Raw genomic sequence first — 18016 nt, forward strand, 5'->3', positions numbered from 1 at the left:
TTGGAGTCTTGAATGGTGTCCACCTGTGAGTCTGGTGGACACCATGCTGGTCGGGCCTCCCGGCGGATTCAAGATGCGTTGGCCGGACGCTTACGAAGCCAGCAGAGCGACTCACACAGGACCACCGGCAACCAACTCCTCGACGCCGGCAACCGACCGATTATTTCAGCGGGCACCAGACCATCTCGCTAAGTCGCAGAATTTTCGATGGGTCGTCGGATGGGGCGCGCCCCACTTCACGCCGCAGACGAGGCGCCCAGTTTCACGGATCGAATCGAAATCAGTGACAACTCGCCGATCTCCGTCTGATTGTGGTCATCCGATAAAGTCGCAACCATTTGTACAGCGTCATTGTCCCGCGGCTCATCGTAGGGCCGGTGATCGATATCGCTCACCGTGAGTGAAGTTATGCCGGCTTGCTCCTTGTGGTTTTCCAAAGTGTCCTCGATCAACGCCGGAGAGATCGAATGAACGCGATCGACGATGTGAAGTACTCCGCCAAGCTTGAGCCAGTCGTCCGAGTATTCATAGGCCTCGTTCTGGACAAGCAGTCGGTAGTCCGCGGACGTCTGAACTAGCTCCGTATCTACCGACACATTTAAGCCCATGCCGCCATGGGTGCCGATCAGCCAGCAGACCACGCCATCGAACGGCGGTAGGCTGAGCAAATAGGCGTGCAGGCTCGGATCATCAAGCAAGTTGCCTTCAATCAGCAGCGCATCAAACTTATCCAGGGCTGGTGCCTCGACCTCCCTGTACGTAATCTTGTGCTTTTTGTCCCGCAAATCTCCGAAGACGCCCCTAGAAGCCGTCGCCACGCGAAAACCCGCCTCCTCGATCGCCAGCTTCGCGCGTCGGATGCATGCGGTGTTTTCCTCGATAGCGACGACACAATTTCCTCTTCGGACCAGCTCAATCGTCGACAGCCCATTGCCGCATCCAATCTCCAAGAGAGCGCCTGACACGCCGAGCTTGTCTGCCATCCAGCTATAGCAACCTGACTTCGCGAGGTGCGCGGAGGAGAGGCCCCATTCCCGAGAGTATTTGCGGCGCTCAAAGTCAATGAGGTTCTCACCTCTGCTTCTCACTGGCACTTTTTTTGGCTTCTTCTTGCTCATTGTGAGTTCGCTTCTGAGGTGTCGACCACCGGCGAACTATGAGTGGCTTCCGCTATCTTTCGGTGCAGCACGCATGCGATGCAGTATGTAAATCGCTCCGAGCCGGAGATGGTCTCCTCAAACTCGGTGTTTACCAGTTCGGGATCTGGCGATCCATCTTTCGCCGAGTCGCCCACACGGGCCTTCTTCACAAGAAGGTCAAACTCCGTGGCATCAACAACTTTTTTGAGGTTGGCAACTGTCGTGGCGACCGTGCGGTCCGCGAAGCGAATGAACTGGGAGGCAAGATGCCGTTGCTTTTTGTACTGCTTGGCGTTCTTGCCGACGAAATAGAGCACAGCGCCATACCTCGGCAATTGGCCCCCGAGAGCATTCGAGCCCCATTTGTGAGCAATCTTCAGCACTGCTTGCATCCGCAGCATGTCTGCAACGATGCCATCGCCTGAACTGCCGACCTGATCTTTCACCTCAACGAACACCTGAGGCACGAAGGAATTCCAGCAAACGATATCAATCTTCCCTTCCCGCTCAATGTCGGGGAATAGTGAGTCACTCGGCGAACGGCCGCTCGCGGCGCCAACGATGCGCTCAGTGCTCGCTTCCAATTCAACGCTGCTGAAGTTCAACTGTTCGCGCAGGACTCTCGCCGTCTCTACCTGTACTAAAGCCTCAGGGAAAATTGGCACGTCCCAGTCTTGCGCAAGAAAGAAATTCTCAAGAGCAGCTGCATGGCCTCCGGCTATCAGTGCATCTGCGAGGCTGTTCGGCGTGAGCTTCATAAGAATTTGGGACCAAGGGGTTTCGTCATCCTAGCTTCTTGCAATGGCCGACCTCAGCGGGAGCGAGCTGGACAGAGCGTCACTATCGCATCTTCCGCATCGCCATCGGTCCATCACAGCTGGGACCGAGAGGCGGAACCACCAGGCAGGGCTTTTCTAGCGCTGCTTATCGCCCCATTGGTCAATGTCCTCAAAACTCCCCATTTGGTTGTGGATGTGCTTGGGGATATGCGGCATTTCAAGTGAAAGTTCATCGAGGCGGACTCGAACCGCTGCGAGCTCTACCGTATCGATCTCGGGCGCAGCGCGAATCTGCTCCAGTCTACGGCCGATGGCGTTGTACTTCGCGGCGGCCAGACGATGCTTTTCCGCTTTCTCTTGATAGCCCATCGTGCCCGCAAACGTGGCGAGAACGGCGGCAGCCACACTCAGGATGCCGGCTCCTATCTGAAGCCACGTTGCCGGCTGGGCCTGTAATGTGGCAAAGGCTGCAGTGCCGACTATCCCCGACAGAATCGCGGAGCAGCCCGTGAATTTCCCATTCCAGCCGGTCAGGTATGCGGCTGCTTTGTAGTGCCCTACCGCAACCACGGAGGTACGTTCGTACCAACGCTTTGCAAGTCCAGCTGCATCTGTCGGTTGTTCAGGAGCGGCCATAGCAAAACCTCTGAGCGAGTAACGGGCCTCGAGTGTGCCATCCGGGAAGCCGAACCTTTCCCCATCGGCAATTCGTTTGCGCATAGGGCGAACTTACGCCGCATCATCTATCTCAACGCGAATCGCTCATTTATCGCGGCGCGCTTCATCTGCTCTCGGCGGGCATTCAGGCCATGCTGCCGCCCAAAGAGGATTCGCCTTCTTCCAAGCTTCAAGATCTCTTCCTCTCAACCAAAAGTCGCCACGGGCCGTGTCCAGCAATGGCCACGATGCGCCACCAGTCCGAGGTTGCTGATCGACGAAGGTAGCACGCCGACGACGCGGCACTTCCGGCGTTTCGGAAGTGCGGCCCCCTGGCTGCTCCAAGGGATCGGCGTTAGGCAAGAGCCTCCCTCCTGGCTTGGCCAAGGCTTCCGCCATCTCTGGGAAAAGCACCGACAGGAAAGCGTCGTACGCAGGGTCGCGAAGGTAGGTAGCGTCACCTGCGCGGATGCTGTTGCGCACGTCAGTTGCCCATCCCTCAAACCAAATCTGCTGGTCGGGTTCAAGCGGGGGACGATAGACACGAACCGCAATGAAGAAGAGCGTGAACAACGACCGTTGGACACCACGGCTCTGTCGGATCGCGTTAAGCACGCCCATCACATTGGGCATCCGATACCCAACCGGTCGAGCAAGCTGGCAAGACAGAATCCGGGAAAGAATCCCGTGATAGCCGATGAGGTTTTGATCGGCCGCTTCCGGGTAGCCGTGCAGCGCGAGCTTGTCGGCTGCGTCGGCGACGCGCTCTCGCGCCGCTTGCTCTGCGATGATCACAACCGCTGACTGCCGGCCTTCAGCGTCTGCCTCAGCCCCCGCGTCTAGCATGGAGACGACGGCCGCCAGATATTCCCGCGCAATCTCCGCGATCGGAGTGGCCAGTACAAGCTCCCGACGCTCCGCCAGCCAGCGCGCCTGTTCATCAAGGACCGACTTCTCTTGCGCCACAGCAGCCCGAAGCTCCAGACGCTTCTCCTCCGATCCGGGGTGGAAAAGCCAGCGCTTCAAGGACAACTCCTCGACCACGAGCCGAGTCAGTTCGTCGCGGGTCACCCTGCCACCTGCCAAACTCAGGTCGATTTCGAGGGCCGCTTCACCGTGCTCGCGGATGCCCCGGAGACGTTCTTCGTTGATCTGGTTGGTGACGGTAACCTCGATAAGCAGCGGCCACATGACCCGTCCACCAGCAGTTGACCACGACTTGCAGGTAATGTCTGGAACGATGCGCCCGAAACGCTGCTCAAGCTCAACGTGATCCAACTCCAACTTTTCGGCTTCGCAAGACCATCGTTCTCGGAGTGCCTGGCCATCATGTGTCAACGCTTCGACCACGACGTCCAGACCCGGGACGTACAGCCACCGCTGCTCGGCCAAGATTCGCTTGACCTCGTGGTGCAGCACCGTCTCGCGGCGTAGCGCCGGGTCCATCTCCTCCGGCAAGTCGAGTCCTTCCGGGATCTCATCGAAGTAGAAGTGCGCCTTCTCCTTTGCCTCAGCCTCGGCGCGCGCCTGCAGTTCTATGTCGTCCCAGTGGCCGCGCCAGCACAGGTCATCCGGCAACAGTCGCATCCGCCTCCGAATCTCGCTAGGCTCCATCGACGCCAGTAACGGATCGTTCACTCCCAGATAAATCGTCGGAACCGGAAGACCATCCGCCCCGAGCGGACCATTGATCTCTCCCGGCGTCCCGGTGAGCTCGACACGTAGCTGGCGCCCATCGTCGAACGTGATGACGGCAACGGCGCGGCCGCGGTAGTCGACCTGAAGAATGTGCAGCTTTTCGGCTGGCACTTCGACCCATGCTTCGTAGGGTTCACCGCTCAGGCCAATCGCGGTCGCTGATCTGCGACGGCGAGGCAATTCAAGCCAGCCGTCCTCTTGGAGTTGCCGTAGCACTGCAACGCGCGCGGCCAGCACCATGCACTCGCTACGCTCAGCGCCCTCTGGGTGGCGAAAGTGTGGGCGCCTCCGGAATTCCGCCTTGGCTGCGTTCACTGCAGTCAGCGGCAGGCCACAGCTCGGGCATACGCAGCCACATTTCGCGCCTGTGTGCTGGGCATCAAGTTCGAGGATGAAGCACGGCTCACCAGTTTCGGCGTCGTTCGCCCACGCCATCACCAGCTCGGCGAGCACCCTCTGGGCGCCGGCAGCATCCTGGACAACGAGTTTTCCGGGTCCGCTCATGAGCTGGCCTCAGGAACGCAGTGCGGCTACGAGTTGATCCCACCCCGCAGGGTAGAAGCTCCTGCAGATCAAGGCTGAAGCGGGAGTACGACTCTTAAAGACGCGCGTGCCAACGAGCGGCGCTAGGGACGGTACGGCCTTGAACCAAGGGCCCCATGCACGTGCCATGATGAACAGCGCACCACGATCAACTAAATGCTCGACGAAGCGCGTGATCGGCTCACGGCTTGGGAAACTACTCAGCGCTGCATCGAGCTTGCCCTCGCCGGGCCACTTCTTGCTCGCCCAAGGACACAGTTCCACTTTGAGCATCTTGCGGCTGATGTCGCCGATCGAAATACCTTCCTGTTGCAGGTGCAGGAAGACAGTGTTTCGGTAGTAAGTCTGCGTCGCCGGATGAATGTGCGAGCCGGCAACGGACAAGGGCCAATCGGGGTGCGGACGGTAGTGCGTCTCGCGGGTGGCGTCGTCACCGTAGCTCGGGTTGGCCTGCAGGTAGACCACAGGAGCCGATGCATCACCGTCCATGCACAGAGCACCAAGGTCTGGACGCAAGCGCCAGCCTTGAGCCTCTTTAATCTTCGCAACCTTCTTCTCCGACTCAGGCTTCCAAGTCCGACGAGCAACTTCTGCATCTACCAAGCCGTTGTAGAGCTCGATGTATGGCAAATCGATTGCCTCAAGCTCACTTGGCAACAGTGCGTCTAGATTAAACATGCATTTGCACAACAAGCAGCCGCCGTGATTTTTGGTGCTACTTGAAGCTCTTCAGCTCAAAGATTCCAGAGGGAAACCATATGAACAGCCGGGAGAGAAGAGTTTCACCAACTATAGAGAATGTATTCATCCAAAGAAGGAGCCAAAAAACGAAAAGAAAGAAACCGACCCACAGTGGGATTTTGCTTACTGACCATTTTTTTTTGACAGCCCATGAAATCATTCCACGGTTAAACCACATGTACTCGGAACGATCAATGTCATCGCCGACGATTTTGTCGATATACCCATCTTTGCTGGCGAGTTGGTCATTTATGCGCGCAGGGCTCTTATTAATTTCGGCGATTCTTCTCTTTTCCTCAGGCCCCAGGTGCTTACCATCCACAGTAAACAGCTGAATAACTTGATGAGGATTGTCCTTCATAGACTCAAGAAGGTAGAGCTCGATGTTCTTCACCGCAACCTCCCATCGCGTTTGCCAGTATTTCGCCCCTCCAGCCATTCCGATCTGAAATATCGAAATGGCCATTCCCGTGATACATAAAAGAAAATTAATCAAGGGAGCAGCCGTTCCCTGCGATTGAACTAGGCCGCCTATAAGGACGCCCTGGAAGATCATGAAGAAGTTATTTCTCTGTGTAAGTTGCGCTATTTCAAACTCTCTCTGCTTGAGAGCCAGCTCGTACACGCGTTTTATTCCACTCGCAGTATCGTCAACGACAGGAGGTAATTGCTCTTGAAATTTCTGCTTCACGATACCCAAAAACCAGCCCATAGCGTCTCCTGCGCGTTTAAAGCCCTCCTGAGGAGGGTCTCCAGAATAGTGCACGGCGCTAACAACCACGCCACCGCTTCATAGCTGCCATCGCAGACTCCTGCATGTACTCACCGCAAGCAGTGCTGATGCGAGGTCAAATCAAAGTTTGATCACCGTGGAGCTGACGCACCTCTTCGCCGCACCAAAAGCTTCCTAAACCTCTGCCAGCAAGCTCGATAAGCTCGTGCTGCTCGACTTCATGCCAAAAGCAGCAATCAATCTGTCTATCTGTTGAGCCACATATGTGATGTGGTGGTTCATATCCGCTTTCACCCAAGTGCTCGGAGATCCGGGACTGCCCAAACCGTTGGCGCAGGCATTGAGGTACTCATCGCCGAAACTGAAGGTCTGGGTGCGATACCGAGGATCAGCTCTCACCTTGCGTGCAAGCCCTCGGTACTGTCCATAATCCTTCGCTGGATGCAGGAGTCCGTGGCCGCGGAAGTACAGAAGCTTGTCACCAGCGGTATATCGAATCTTGGCGTTCATGTACTTGTTCGGCCCGATGTCGCTGAAGTCGGGGTGAACAATTCCATAGTCCCCGTATACCGGACGCACCTCGTCTGGCAGGTCGTTCCATAGGTCGGACCACAAGTGGAGTTCTTCTCGCACTACTTCAGCCATGTCGTCTACGCCGACATCGCTGACGGTGCGTAGAGCTGAAGACGAAGCAACCACGATACTCCGATAATTTCGAGCCCGCGGGTTGCCAAATAGGAATGAAATCACCACCTCTTTGACTTCAGCCAAGTCAAGCCCCGAGAGGCTGCCAAAGTCGAGAATGATGTCAATGTCATTCTCAACCAGGCCGAGCTGCGCGGATCGCTCAGAGATTGTCGTCCACGTTTCATCGATCAAATCGTCGGCCAGATCGTCGCGGCGAAGCCGAAATGCGAAGCCCTGGCCGAAGCCGGCAACGACGGTGCGAAGCGGCTCCCACAGATCATCATTTCGTTCCAATCCGTAGACCGGGGTGACATAGCGCCCCAAACCTTTGAGCAACTGGTAGCCGAACAGCGTCGCATTGGTGCCATCGGGTACTTGGGCATCGGGCATCAGGCCGTAGAAGTCGACGAAGAGATCTCCGAGCGGTGCATGCTTTCGGATGTACTGGCAGAGCTTATGAACATGCTCGTCAATGGCGGGGTTCTTCGGGTTGATCGGCATAGCCTCGACGAGAGGTTTGACCCTCTCTCGCACGCGGCGCGAAAGCTTGCCCACGGCCACAACATCGTTGACCTTTCCCTTGACGATAGGAACATACAGCGGAGACTTCATTCTTCTCTTCCTTCCTCAGGAAAAACCTCTTGAAACTGCTTCTGCACTTCACCTTGGCCCAAGAACTCACGGAACTGGTTGTATTGCCCACTTTCAAACTGCACCCGGCCAGCAACAATCGCAGGATGAATATGCAACTGGTCGGCAAGTTCTTGAATGCTCTCGCGAGAGGGAGCTAGCCTTGCCGGGCTACGCTCCCAAACGGCACGCTTAATCAGAGCGTCTTTCGCAATCCGATTGGCTTCGTTCTCCTTGGCGTCGGTCGTGCGTTCTGCACTTGCAATACGCTCAACCCGATCAATGAAGGCCTCCCTCGAATCGTTCAGGTGACGCCAAACGTGCACGACCTCGTGCAATAGAGTAAACCAAAAGTAATCGATGCGGTCAACGCGGAGAGTTAACCCGATGACCGGCCGGCGAGCCTCGGACAGCATCGCAGCTCCATCAATGACGGCATTCTTCAGTCGCTTCTCAACGACAACAACAATGCCGAGTTTTGCGAGAAATTCGACCGCTAGAGTGGGGCCGTTGGCGAGCCAGCTTAGGCGCGCGAGGTCTCGTAGCGTGTCCGGGGTAATCTTCGCCGACTCAAAGGGGGGCAACGACTCGCTCACCTCGCGGGCGCGCATGAGGACACGTGCCGTCCAAGCCAAGGTCGAGTAGTACGACTTATCGTCGATCTCGACCCCCTGAAATCGGCGACGGAAAAGCACCTCCGCTGGCTCCTTGGGAAGAACTTGCGTGAGAAACGATTGCAAGCGCTCCTCTGTCGTGGATCCCGACACTCGTGCGCCATTGAACCAACCGCGTCGTTCCATTTCGCCGTACGGAAACTGCTTCCAGTCGATTTCCGTCGCCGCTTCGGAACTCATTTTCGATGGCTTACGAGGCTCCGAACCGATGAGCGCATCCGCGGGCACTCCCAATCCGATAGAAAGGGCCCGGATCATCTGAACTGTTAGCGGGCGCTTTCCCGCGAGGACCTCAGAGACTCTGCTGCGACTGCCGAGCATAGAGACTAGGTCCTTCTGGCGAAGCCCTTGTTCAGCCATCCGAAATTCGATGACGTCGAGCGGGTCGATTTCCTCAAAGGTGAAAGCGCGCTTTTCATAGTCTTCGATGAGCAGCGTGAGTAGTTCCAGACGTTCTGCGTCGTTGGTACCTGGCGCGGGATCGATCACAACCAGCGCTTCGGCTTCTTGAAGTGCTTGTTGATGCTCATCCTCAGTCCTTAGGACTCTGTACTTCATTTCCTAGATCTTCCGCTTGTCGTACTCAGCGTGAGTACCAATCCATTTGATAGCGACAACGCCGACGCCAAACGCGACCTGTGTTTCCAGACGATAGACATTGCCTCGCACGTTGAAGATCACGACGTTCTCGGCAAGAAAACTCGCCGCCGCATATCGCAACTTAATGTCATGAGTTGTCCTCCACGTGCTCTGCTTGACATCTCGAATCCAATTCGAAATCCATTTCCGGCAGTCAGCGTGCTCATCACAGAACGCACTCAGAACCCCCAGCCCAATGACTCTCATGTAGCAATTTCCTTTTTGACATTGGCGGCTCCTGGTTGATCCCGGTTCGGGACTAGCCTGATTGTTCCCAATTTGGGATCATCTGTCAAACACCAAAACCATCACTCCCCAGCCTGGGCTCATCCAAATCCCAAGGCATCTGTTGCGCTCGGAAGACAGTCCTGATATGGCGGAAGATTTCATACAGTCTCACGCCAAGTCACGCGCGTGACTGCCTCTAGATTTATCTTGGAAACCTCGTGAAACTCGCTGGATCTAAGGCAATTTTCATTGATGGGGATATAGATGGGTAAGGTCAAGGAGATGGGTGCGCTGGAGGTGTCTCGGATCACCCGACGCGGGATGAACTTCGTGGGCGGCGTGGCCGGCCTCGGCATGAACGTGAACGCCGGCGGCTCGCGCAGCTGGGTCCTTCGGGCCCGGGTCGGGGGCATCCGGCGGGACATGGGGCTGGGCGGCTACCCTGACGTGCCGCTGGCACAGGCGCGAGAACTCGCCCGCGAGGCCAGGGCACAGATGCGGCTGGGGCTGGACCCCATCGAGGAAGGCAGGAAGCTGCGCAGCGCGCTCATAGCGTCGCGCGCCGCGGCCATCACCTTCTCCAAGGCCGCGACCCTCTACATAGAGGCGCACGAAGCCTCGTGGAAGAATGCGAAGCACCGGCAGCAGTGGGAGAACACCCTGAACACCTACGCGAAGCCAGAGATCGGCACGCTGCTGGTGCGCGACGTGGAGCTGCCGCAGGTGCTCAAGGTACTGGAACCGATCTGGAAGGAAAAGACGGAGACGGCGTCACGGCTGCGTGGACGGGTCGAGTCGGTGCTGGACTGGGCGACGGCGCGGGGCTACCGCACGGGGCCGAACCCGGCTCGCTGGAAGGGACACCTCGACAAGCTGTTGCCGGCACCGGGGAAGATCGCGAAGACGGATCACCACCGCGCTCTGCCCTACCGGCAGATCGGCGAGTTCATGACTCGGCTGCGGCAGGCGGAGGGCGTCGGCGCCCGCGCGCTGGAATTCACGATCCTGACGGCGGCGCGCTCGGGCGAGGTGCGTGGAGCGACTTGGGGCGAGTTCGACCTGGACGGCGCGCTGTGGGTGGTACCAGCCGAGCGGATGAAGGCGAAGAAGGAACACAGGGTGCCGCTATCAGAACGAGCGGTGGAGCTACTGCGGGCCCAACTCAAGATCGGTCACAGCGACTTCGCATTCCCGGCGCCCAAGGGCGGGATGCTCAGCGACATGACGCTGACGGCGGTGCTACGCAGGATGGAGGTGGACGCGGTGCCCCACGGATTCCGCTCAACCTTCAGAGACTGGTGCGCAGAGCAGACGCTCTACCCGAACGAGGTCGCAGAGATGGCGCTAGCCCACGCCGTAGGTAATAAGGTCGAGGCCGCCTACCGGCGAGGCGACCTGCTGGAGAAGCGGGTGCAGCTGATGAGGGACTGGGCGACGTACGCGCAACGCGACAACCGATAAGACGAGGTCAATTCAAAAGCGCACAAACTGCTTCACGGAAGCGGGCGCCTGTCACAACATAGAACTCAGCCGCCATGGATACAGGCTCACATTTGTCAATAGGCGTTCGCAGCCCCGCAACACCTTCCGAAGCGCCAGTGCCCCTGTCGGCTGTCCTCTTCTCGGCTTTGTGTTTTGTGCGTCTAGCGACACGCGGTCATCCTCTACAGAATTGAGGGTATCGAGGTGGCGTATCTCTTCCTCACCCAAGACCGGCCGCAGCGTACGCATGCACCATGAAGACAATGAACATCATCATCCGCACCCACCAGCCCAATCCAGCTTACAACAGCCATTACCTCACGCTTTACCGCCAACGCCGCGCGGCACTGACCGCGGGGCGAGCCGGTCAGTTGTATTCACTGATGGGCAAAATCCGCCACCCCGAGGATTCACAAAAAGCCCGACGGTGGTATGAAGAGAAACTTGACGAAGAACTCGCCATGCACGCGCGTCGGATTTTTATTGATGGAACGGCGATGCCTCGCGTTCTGCCTGAGCAGGACGACTTCTTTCCTTAAAAGCTAAGCGGCGAGGCGCCGGGCAATGCGGCGAGCCGAGCGTCTTCGTTAGCTTTGAGTCCTTCAATCGCGTGACGAATGATTGGAGAGCGACAGCTGGATGGTTCAATATGCTGCAAGAAGTGGCAGTCATGCTCGATCAAAATGTCATGGACTCGCTGCGCCAGCTCCGGATCCTCAACGGAGGAAATCATTTTCGTGCAAGTTTCCATGGCCGCAAAACGGTTCTGACGAACAGCGGCAATGATCGACGATCTCAACGCTTCTGCTTTGGTTTGAGCGTTGACATTGTGCGCATCAAACAGCACTTTCATGTTGCTCGCGATCTCCTCTGCGAAGCTCCATGCATACGTTGCCTCAAGGGCCATCTGCTGATAAATCTGCACAAACTGCGCGCGCAGGCCTGCATCGATTTCCAGGGCCATCACCAAGAAAAGCTCTTTGGGCGACGCCATGCACACTTGGTACTTATCCTGCGCGGTAAGCATCGCTAGTGCTTCGATGAACGACCCGACCTCTCCCGGTTCGTAGTTTCCAGATGCCTTCAATCGATCAGTAATTGCCCTTTGCAAACCGTCTGCACTGGTAGGGCCGATTGCGCGTCCGAGCACAGCATCGAACGCGGCTTTGAGGCTCTGCTTCAAGGAAGCCAGCGATTGATAGCGACTTGCCTTTGCCATCGCGCAGCATCGCTCTATTACGGGAAATAGCGGTCCAGGGATACCATCTGCCATTAGATAGATCGGATTGCGGCCACTCAACACGGAGTAGAAGGTCTTTCCAAGCATAAAAATATCGCCCGCGGCATCTGCGTCTTTGAATCCTCCCTGCAAGAATTCGGGCGGCAGGTATCCCTCAGTTCCCCAGTACATCGACTGGCGCGTGAAGGCAGTGCTTGACCCGTGCTCAGTACACAAACCGAGGTCAGACACGACCATCTTATTTCCGCTGTGAAGAAAATTCTGCGGCTTGATGTCGCGATGAAAAATAGATCGGGTATGCAGCTGCGAGATGCAGTCGATCATGTGATTGAAGTACACCTCTATCGCAGGCAGGTCGTCTCGAATGATTTGTGCACGAGCCGACAAGTCGCCGTTCTCATAGAATGGCATGACGAAATAGGGCGGGTCGTGATCAAGATTAGCGGCAAGGATCGGCATGACATAGCTATTGCCCTCGAACTGCTGCATCACTCGAACCTCCCTTCTAAATCTGGAGCGAGCTTCAGCCTCTGGTAACTTGCAGTACTTCAATACCATGACAGGCGTCGCCATACCAACATAGGCGACGAAAAGCAAAGTCCCCATCCCTCCGGCGTCACTGCACAGACTCTGTACAACGAACCGGTCGTCAATTACCGTTCCAACCTCAAACATGGATGTCTCCCCAAATTCGATATCGCGCAATCGATCCAGTAGATGCCAAGTGCCCAACCGCACGGCCATCGATCGCACCGCACCAAGAAGCTAAGCAATCAACTGGTGCGCGCTACAACAGCCAAGCCAACCGACTTGATGAATGCTTTCTCACGGCGCGGAGAACAGATTGACGACCTCCGCGCTTCGCACTCCTTGCGGTTGGCCAAGAAGATCGCTCAGCAGTCGCGATTGGACATACATCTTTCGAGCAACAGCGGCGAGCGGTACACCAAGCTCGTCGGTCATCATTTGAAGCCCGTCGGCAACCACCTCCGGACTTTCGACAATCATGCCGGCGTCCTCATGTTCTTCGATAGCTTCGCCGTGCCGCCGAAGCGTGATGTAGCCCGCACGAACTTGATCGTCCGTGAATACGCCAAGCTGCCGCCCGCGGTAGAGCAGCGCGGCCTTGGACACGCCCCACCGAAGTTTGAGTTCGCTCAGCCCGTCCCAGTTAAGGCGTGAACGCCTAAGGGCTTTATGGCTTTCGGCCAAGAATGAAGCCCGCGGCAACAAGAAAGCGCTGGCGAATCGATTAGCTTGGTTTTCGGTCAAGCGGTCCCCCGTGAGCACGCCAATATGCAGCGCGAAATGGCCAAGCTCATGAGCGACACCAAAACGGGCGCGGCAAGCCGACCTGCCGGAGCCATTGAGCGCGATCACCGGTCGGCGAGTGGCAAACGAGACTGCATCAACTTCATGAGCTAGGCCGTTAACGCGCATGACCACAGCGCCGGCGTTCTCGGCCACCCGGGTAACGTTGCTAATAGGTCCCCAACCCAAGCCCCATTCGGCACGGCACCTTTCTGCACCGCGTTCAATCGTTTCTTCAGATGAAGGGTCGGCCTCTTCGATGCGGTAGTCGGGCAAATCGAGATATTCATCCAGCACGCAGACCAGGCGCTTCAGCATCTCACCACGCGCACGCGCGTACTGCCGCAACGCAACCTTTGTGGTGAGTTGCTTTCGGAAATGACACTGTTCCTCCGTGAGCGGCATCGGGTCTACATGCCGTAGAAATTCCGGCAATATTCCCAAATGATCGACCAAGGATTGCTCAAGCGTTGCAGATACAGGCTCAGCACCCGTCTCGACGCGGCTAAGGTACTGCTTCGACTTTCCTAACTTTTCCCCCAGTTCGGTCAGCGACAAACCGTTGAACAGGCGGGCAAGGCGGATGTTGAAACAGAGGATCTGATTCATGGCCCTGCCGACGCTTCTGCACCGTCGTCAGCGGCTGGGCGCCGCTTAGGCGTGATGAGCGGCTTCTTGATCTCGACAGAAGCAGGCATAGATGGCTTTGCCTCGCCGATCTTCCGAAAGATTCCGCCAGAAGTCCAACGGCATACCTCTTGCCCAGACTGCGAGAAGCCCAGCAGCACAACGCGCGGCTCACTCATCTCATCGGCACCTTGATCAATCACGAACACGAAACGTGCTGCTTCGCCTGGCTCTGCCTCCTCAAGCAAAGGAATCTGAAACTGATGAACTTCAAGAACGGCGCGCTTCTTGGGCGAGTCTGCATCGTCGTTGCTGAAGCGGCAGGGGATACCGCAAATCGAAAATACGATGTCCAGCCCGTTGTTCTCAACCTTTAGCCAAGGGTGAAGCCCAGACAGGTACTCCAAGGTGATGCGTTGCTTCTGGCGCCCGAAGCGGGTGGTGCCTCGGGTGTACGGAGTGTCCGTGTCGCGCACCATGTCGTCTTCCGTGGCCCGCCATTCTTCGAGGAACCACGAGGAGACCACGTTCAAATACTCCTCCTTGAGGGCCGGGGGGAGACTGCCATCAGATGATTTCAGAACGAGCATGTTTGTGCACTCTTGATTGATCGTCAACGGATTATGTGCGAAATCCGAAATTCGTCAACCACGCGCCATCGAAATCTGATCGGCGGACGGGCCCGCCGCCAACTATCGATCCCCGGCAAGCGCGGTCGCCCAGTCGGCCGGGCCTCCCCATCTCTCTACCCAACCTGAAAGGCGCCGGCTGAGTAGCGCCAGCGAATCCTCGACGGCGCTGGCACCCCAAAGGTGAAAAGGGGCAGAGGGGCGAAGGGGCGCGCGTTTCCATGCCGGCCTGACCCCGCGCCCCTGCGCCCCTCCCTCCCCTGCGCCCCTGAGGGCTTGCAGACGCTCCGAAGCGACTGCTAACCCACGTTCATCGCATCAGTTCGGCCGCCCTCAGAAGAAATCTTTCATGCCGCAGGACCGCCCGTGGGCCTGTGCTCGGCGCCTTCGGGCCGCCGAACCCGCCTTCCTCGACTTTTCGGCTGGGGCCTCTGCCTTACCGGACGGAATCGTGGCGCGTTATCGCCCGCCACATGACGCACCGGCAAGCGGCGCAGTTCTCTGCGCCTTGATGAAGCCGAACCACAGGATTCCATGAATGACCGCAAGAAATACCACCCTACCCACGGACTCGAAGCAGTCTCCTCACATCCCGCTGCCGCTGCCCGCATACCTGCGCGAGAGCCAAGTGCTGCAGAGCCTGCCGATCTCGAAGAGTTCCCTCTGGCGCCTCGTCGCGGCGGACAAGCTGAAGGTCGTGCGCATCTCCAAGCGTATGACCCTATTCTCGGCGCAGTCGGTCCTCGACTATCTCGAGGAATGCGAGAAGAAGGGTCGCGAATGAAGCCCGCAAGCGCGGAACCCCGCCGGCAAGTGGCCCGCCTGCTGCTGCCGATCAACGCAGGCCCCTGTGCTGGAGATCGCAATGAATAGCGAGGATTTGCATGGTGCTAGCGATGCCACCCCGTCGGTGCCTGCAGAGGATTCGGCGTTAGCTTCCCCCTACCTCATCACCGACACGGGCCTCTACTGGCTTGAGAATCCGGGCGACCCCGATAGCCCGCGCCGGCGTATCAGCGCCCCCATCAAGGTGGTCGCATATGCGCGGGCGCCGGAAAGCGATGGGTGGGGTCAGGTGCTGACTTGGCACGACCCTGATGGCAAGGAGCACGAGTACATCGCACCCCTGTCGGCCTTGCAGGGGGACGGGCTAGAGGTGTGCCGCGCCTTAGCCGACCGAGGACTGAGGATCACCTCGGGCTTCGACGCTCGCCAGAAGCTCATCGAGTACCTGGCGTCGTCCGCCCCTGCGCTGCGCATCACCCTGGCCAGCACCACCGGTTGGCACAGCCTGCGGGGCTCGCAGGTCTTCGTCCTGCCCGATCGAACCATCGGTGATATTCAAGGTTGCGAAGAGGTGCGCTTTGCCACTGCCGGCGCGCTGACCGTGTATGCCGAATCGGGCACCGTCGGCGACTGGCGCACGCACGTCGCAGCGCTCTGCGCGGGCAACTCCAGGTTGCTGCTCGCGGTGGCAACCGCGTTCGCCGCAGTCCTGCTGCACTTCAGCGAACTCGATGGCGGGGGCATCCACCTACTCGGCGCGAGCAGCAGCGGCAAGACCACCGCCGGCCTGACCTCCGTTAGCGTATTCGGCAGCCACCGGCAGATGCAACGCTGGCGCGCGACCGGCAACGGCATCGAGGCCATCGCAGCGATGTACAACAGCTTGCTGCTCGTGCTCGATGAACTCGGGCAGGTCGAGCCCCGCGAGGCCGGGGAGATCGCCTACATGCTGGCCAATGGACAGGGGAAACAGCGTGCGAGCCGTACGGGCGGCGCGGCGCGCCGACAGAACTGGCGGCTGCTGTTTCTGTCCACCGGCGAGATCGGCCTGAGCCAGCACATGGCCACCGTGGGCAAGCAGGTCCGCGCTGGCCAAGAGGTGCGCCTGGTCGAACTGCAGGCCGACGCGGGCAAGGGCCATGGTCTGTTCGACCAGCTCAATGGACATGCGGATGGCGCGGCGCTGTCGGAGGCGTTGCGTGCCGCGACCCGCAAGTTCCACGGCTCGGTAGGCCTTGCGTTCATCCGCCGCGCAGTAGACAGCGCAGAGTTGCTGCAAATGGTCGTGGGCGACCGAATCCGCAAGTTCGTGGAAGAGTGCAAGGCCGAGTTCGCCGACGCCGGCGAGTTCGGCGGTCAAGCCCATCGCGTATGCGAGCGCTTCGGGCTGGCGGCAACGGCCGGAGAGTTCGCGACGGAGTGGGAACTTACCGGCCTGCCGCCGGGCGAGTTCCAAACGGCATTGAAGCGCTGTTTCGGCGAATGGCTCTCGGCGCGTGGCACCGCAGGCAACGCGGAGCCGGCGGCCATCGTCAACACCCTGCGCGCGTTCATCTCTCGCCACGAAGAGGCGCGATTCACGGCAGTCGATGCCAAATCGGTCGCGCCACCCTTCCCGTCTCATCAAAGGACTGTCTCCAACCGAGCAGGCTGGATCAAATCTTTCGACAAAGGTCGCGAGTACCTGATCGATGTAGACGTGTTCAAGAAGGAGATATTTGCGGGCTATGACGTCGGGCTGGTCTGCCGTGTGCTCAGCGCCGCAGGCTGCCTCCAGTCGGCGGTCGAAGGCCCGCAGGTCCGGTATGCGCTGCAGCGTCATGTCGGCACGGAGAAGCGCCGCCGAGTGTACGTGGTGACGGACAAGATTTGGGACGACGAACTGCAGGAGCCTGACGCGGTCGATACAGACCCGGCGACGTCGGGCGCGGACGATGAGGCCAGGTGATCAGGGGAAGAGGTGAGTAGGTGCGCCCAGGGGCTTCTTACAAGCTCTCTCAAGGCGCCATCCTGCCCAACACGTACGAATCTCTTCTGCTGCTCGTTCTAAGCCTCAACCAAGGGGCTGTTTTGAAGTCCCCACATGAAATCGACACCCCTTTGTTGAGCCCTTCACAGGGCGCCCTCCGTGCATTCGAGGCCACCAATCCGAGCCACCAAGGAAAACTGCCGGCACTGGGAGTAGTGAGCGGCGTGTTGCCGCTCACCGCTGGATCGCGAGAAGCAGCGGACATCCAACCTTATGAAGGAGCAGCCAAATGGCAAAGCCCAAGAAAGTGAAAGTAGTAGACCACTCGGCAGAAGAGAAAGCTCGCTGGAAGCGCTTCAAGCGCGACAGCAACGTCGACCTCGACGTCATGGTCGGCATCCTCAACGCCCGCGCAGAAAAAGATGATGGTACCCGCGCGGCGCAGGTGTATGACCACCTGCTCCAACAGCTGATGACCCTCTATGTCAGTCCCGCCGCGCTGGAGCGCTATCGCCGGGGGTTCACTGAGGACGAAATCGAAGCCATCAACGAACGCGACCTCAAGACGGCAGAGATTGTGCGCATGGAGAACGGCATGATGGCGGCGCTCAAACGCATGGCCGAGGCCCACCCGCTGCACCGACAGACTGCCTATGACGACTTTGTCGAGAGTCTCTACTTCCGCTGGCAGTATGTGGAGATGAGCAACGGCGCAGGCATCGAGGCACTGAGCGCCAACGGCGTCAATGTGGCGCGCGAATAGTCCAGTCATTGGGCGCCCCGGCGCGATGCTGGGGCGCCTGCCATCGGTCAGGCTAGGCGCT

17 protein-coding genes are annotated in these 18016 nt (G+C 58.5%); 5 read left to right on the forward strand and 12 right to left on the reverse strand.

Going from position 1 to position 18016, the window contains the following annotated elements; translation table 11 throughout:
- Positions 1 to 236: 236 nt before the first annotated feature.
- The 9 genes from BLV60_RS32305 to BLV60_RS32345 all read right to left on the reverse strand — a co-directional run bounded on the left by BLV60_RS32305 (position 237) and on the right by BLV60_RS32345 (position 9127).
- Entirely contained in the window at positions 237 to 1118 is an 882-nt protein-coding gene (locus tag BLV60_RS32305; protein WP_093059630.1) for a class I SAM-dependent methyltransferase, read from the reverse strand.
- Positions 1115 to 1897: a hypothetical protein gene (locus BLV60_RS32310; protein ID WP_093059632.1), complete on the reverse strand. Its 783-nt coding sequence runs from the start codon at positions 1895 to 1897 to the stop codon at positions 1115 to 1117. The genes BLV60_RS32305 and BLV60_RS32310 overlap by 4 nt, the downstream gene beginning before the upstream one ends.
- Positions 1898 to 2053: 156 nt before the next feature.
- A complete protein-coding gene (locus tag BLV60_RS32315; protein WP_143042670.1) occupies positions 2054 to 2638 on the reverse strand; it encodes an SLATT domain-containing protein in 585 nt (194 codons plus the stop codon).
- A gap of 42 nt (positions 2639 to 2680) precedes the next feature.
- The gene (locus BLV60_RS32320; RefSeq protein ID WP_093059636.1) at positions 2681 to 4777 is read right to left on the reverse strand and encodes a hypothetical protein; all 2097 of its coding nucleotides are present in this window, start codon (positions 4775 to 4777) and stop codon (positions 2681 to 2683) included.
- A 9-nt stretch (positions 4778 to 4786) separates the two neighbouring features.
- Complete coding sequence (locus tag BLV60_RS32325) at positions 4787 to 5494, reverse strand: hypothetical protein (protein WP_093059638.1); 708 nt, start codon at positions 5492 to 5494, stop codon at positions 4787 to 4789.
- 37 nt (positions 5495 to 5531) lie between these two features.
- On the reverse strand, positions 5532 to 6338 hold the full coding sequence (locus BLV60_RS32330) for a RipA family octameric membrane protein (RefSeq protein WP_143042671.1): 807 nt from the start codon (positions 6336 to 6338) through the stop codon (positions 5532 to 5534).
- Positions 6339 to 6464: 126 nt separating this feature from the next.
- Entirely contained in the window at positions 6465 to 7589 is a 1125-nt protein-coding gene (locus BLV60_RS32335; protein ID WP_093059642.1) for a beta family protein, read from the reverse strand.
- Positions 7586 to 8839 carry a helix-turn-helix domain-containing protein gene (locus BLV60_RS32340; RefSeq protein WP_093059645.1) on the reverse strand — a complete coding sequence of 418 codons (1254 nt, stop codon included), beginning with the start codon at positions 8837 to 8839 and terminating at the stop codon, positions 7586 to 7588. The genes BLV60_RS32335 and BLV60_RS32340 overlap by 4 nt, the downstream gene beginning before the upstream one ends.
- Before the next feature lie 3 nt (positions 8840 to 8842).
- Positions 8843 to 9127 carry a type II toxin-antitoxin system HigB family toxin gene (locus BLV60_RS32345; protein WP_093059647.1) on the reverse strand — a complete coding sequence of 95 codons (285 nt, stop codon included), beginning with the start codon at positions 9125 to 9127 and terminating at the stop codon, positions 8843 to 8845.
- A gap of 285 nt (positions 9128 to 9412) precedes the next feature.
- On the opposite strand from BLV60_RS32345, the gene BLV60_RS32350 reads away from it, so the two are divergent.
- Together BLV60_RS32350 and BLV60_RS32355 are read left to right on the forward strand one after the other, a co-directional pair.
- Entirely contained in the window at positions 9413 to 10609 is a 1197-nt protein-coding gene (locus tag BLV60_RS32350; protein WP_093059649.1) for a tyrosine-type recombinase/integrase, read from the forward strand.
- A gap of 284 nt (positions 10610 to 10893) precedes the next feature.
- Positions 10894 to 11169 carry a hypothetical protein gene (locus BLV60_RS32355; RefSeq protein WP_143042672.1) on the forward strand — a complete coding sequence of 92 codons (276 nt, stop codon included), beginning with the start codon at positions 10894 to 10896 and terminating at the stop codon, positions 11167 to 11169.
- Here the strand turns inward: BLV60_RS32355 and BLV60_RS32360 are convergent.
- From BLV60_RS32360 to BLV60_RS32370, 3 genes are all read right to left on the reverse strand, one after another.
- A complete protein-coding gene (locus BLV60_RS32360; RefSeq protein WP_093059653.1) occupies positions 11166 to 12614 on the reverse strand; it encodes a protein kinase domain-containing protein in 1449 nt (482 codons plus the stop codon). The genes BLV60_RS32355 and BLV60_RS32360 overlap by 4 nt on opposite strands.
- An 81-nt stretch (positions 12615 to 12695) precedes the next feature.
- Positions 12696 to 13790 carry a helix-turn-helix domain-containing protein gene (locus tag BLV60_RS32365; protein WP_093059655.1) on the reverse strand — a complete coding sequence of 365 codons (1095 nt, stop codon included), beginning with the start codon at positions 13788 to 13790 and terminating at the stop codon, positions 12696 to 12698.
- Positions 13787 to 14398: a hypothetical protein gene (locus BLV60_RS32370; protein ID WP_093059657.1), complete on the reverse strand. Its 612-nt coding sequence runs from the start codon at positions 14396 to 14398 to the stop codon at positions 13787 to 13789. The genes BLV60_RS32365 and BLV60_RS32370 overlap by 4 nt, the downstream gene beginning before the upstream one ends.
- A gap of 577 nt (positions 14399 to 14975) precedes the next feature.
- Here BLV60_RS32370 and BLV60_RS32375 point away from each other — a divergent pair.
- The 3 genes from BLV60_RS32375 to BLV60_RS32385 all read left to right on the forward strand — a co-directional run bounded on the left by BLV60_RS32375 (position 14976) and on the right by BLV60_RS32385 (position 17955).
- Positions 14976 to 15221, forward strand: a complete 246-nt coding sequence (locus tag BLV60_RS32375; protein ID WP_093059659.1) for a helix-turn-helix transcriptional regulator — start codon at positions 14976 to 14978, stop codon at positions 15219 to 15221.
- 81 nt (positions 15222 to 15302) lie between these two features.
- A complete protein-coding gene (locus tag BLV60_RS32380; protein ID WP_143042673.1) occupies positions 15303 to 17171 on the forward strand; it encodes a DUF927 domain-containing protein in 1869 nt (622 codons plus the stop codon).
- 310 nt (positions 17172 to 17481) lie between these two features.
- The gene (locus BLV60_RS32385; RefSeq protein WP_093059663.1) at positions 17482 to 17955 is read left to right on the forward strand and encodes a hypothetical protein; all 474 of its coding nucleotides are present in this window, start codon (positions 17482 to 17484) and stop codon (positions 17953 to 17955) included.
- The last annotated feature ends 61 nt before the right edge of the window (positions 17956 to 18016 follow it).

Origin of the sequence: Variovorax sp. YR634, assembly GCF_900106655.1 — a bacterium.
Classification (GTDB): Bacteria; Pseudomonadota; Gammaproteobacteria; order Burkholderiales; family Burkholderiaceae_C; genus Variovorax.

Bases quoted from the DNA above. Each gene is read 5' to 3' on its own strand.
- BLV60_RS32380 (WP_143042673.1), top strand. From the start codon at position 15,303: ATGAATAGCGAGGATTTGCATGGTGCTAGCGATGCCACCCCGTCGGTG.
- BLV60_RS32305 (WP_093059630.1), bottom strand. From the start codon at position 1,118: ATGAGCAAGAAGAAGCCAAAAAAAGTGCCAGTGAGAAGCAGAGGTGAG.
- BLV60_RS32350 (WP_093059649.1), top strand. From the start codon at position 9,413: ATGGGTAAGGTCAAGGAGATGGGTGCGCTGGAGGTGTCTCGGATCACC.
- BLV60_RS32320 (WP_093059636.1), bottom strand. From the start codon at position 4,777: ATGAGCGGACCCGGAAAACTCGTTGTCCAGGATGCTGCCGGCGCCCAG.
- BLV60_RS32370 (WP_093059657.1), bottom strand. From the start codon at position 14,398: ATGCTCGTTCTGAAATCATCTGATGGCAGTCTCCCCCCGGCCCTCAAG.
- BLV60_RS32315 (WP_143042670.1), bottom strand. From the start codon at position 2,638: ATGCGCAAACGAATTGCCGATGGGGAAAGGTTCGGCTTCCCGGATGGC.
- BLV60_RS32360 (WP_093059653.1), bottom strand. From the start codon at position 12,614: ATGGCCGTGCGGTTGGGCACTTGGCATCTACTGGATCGATTGCGCGAT.
- BLV60_RS32340 (WP_093059645.1), bottom strand. From the start codon at position 8,839: ATGAAGTACAGAGTCCTAAGGACTGAGGATGAGCATCAACAAGCACTT.
- BLV60_RS32385 (WP_093059663.1), top strand. From the start codon at position 17,482: ATGGCAAAGCCCAAGAAAGTGAAAGTAGTAGACCACTCGGCAGAAGAG.
- BLV60_RS32335 (WP_093059642.1), bottom strand. From the start codon at position 7,589: ATGAAGTCTCCGCTGTATGTTCCTATCGTCAAGGGAAAGGTCAACGAT.
- BLV60_RS32375 (WP_093059659.1), top strand. From the start codon at position 14,976: ATGACCGCAAGAAATACCACCCTACCCACGGACTCGAAGCAGTCTCCT.
- BLV60_RS32345 (WP_093059647.1), bottom strand. From the start codon at position 9,127: ATGAGAGTCATTGGGCTGGGGGTTCTGAGTGCGTTCTGTGATGAGCAC.
- BLV60_RS32365 (WP_093059655.1), bottom strand. From the start codon at position 13,790: ATGAATCAGATCCTCTGTTTCAACATCCGCCTTGCCCGCCTGTTCAAC.
- BLV60_RS32310 (WP_093059632.1), bottom strand. From the start codon at position 1,897: ATGAAGCTCACGCCGAACAGCCTCGCAGATGCACTGATAGCCGGAGGC.
- BLV60_RS32325 (WP_093059638.1), bottom strand. From the start codon at position 5,494: ATGTTTAATCTAGACGCACTGTTGCCAAGTGAGCTTGAGGCAATCGAT.
- BLV60_RS32355 (WP_143042672.1), top strand. From the start codon at position 10,894: ATGAACATCATCATCCGCACCCACCAGCCCAATCCAGCTTACAACAGC.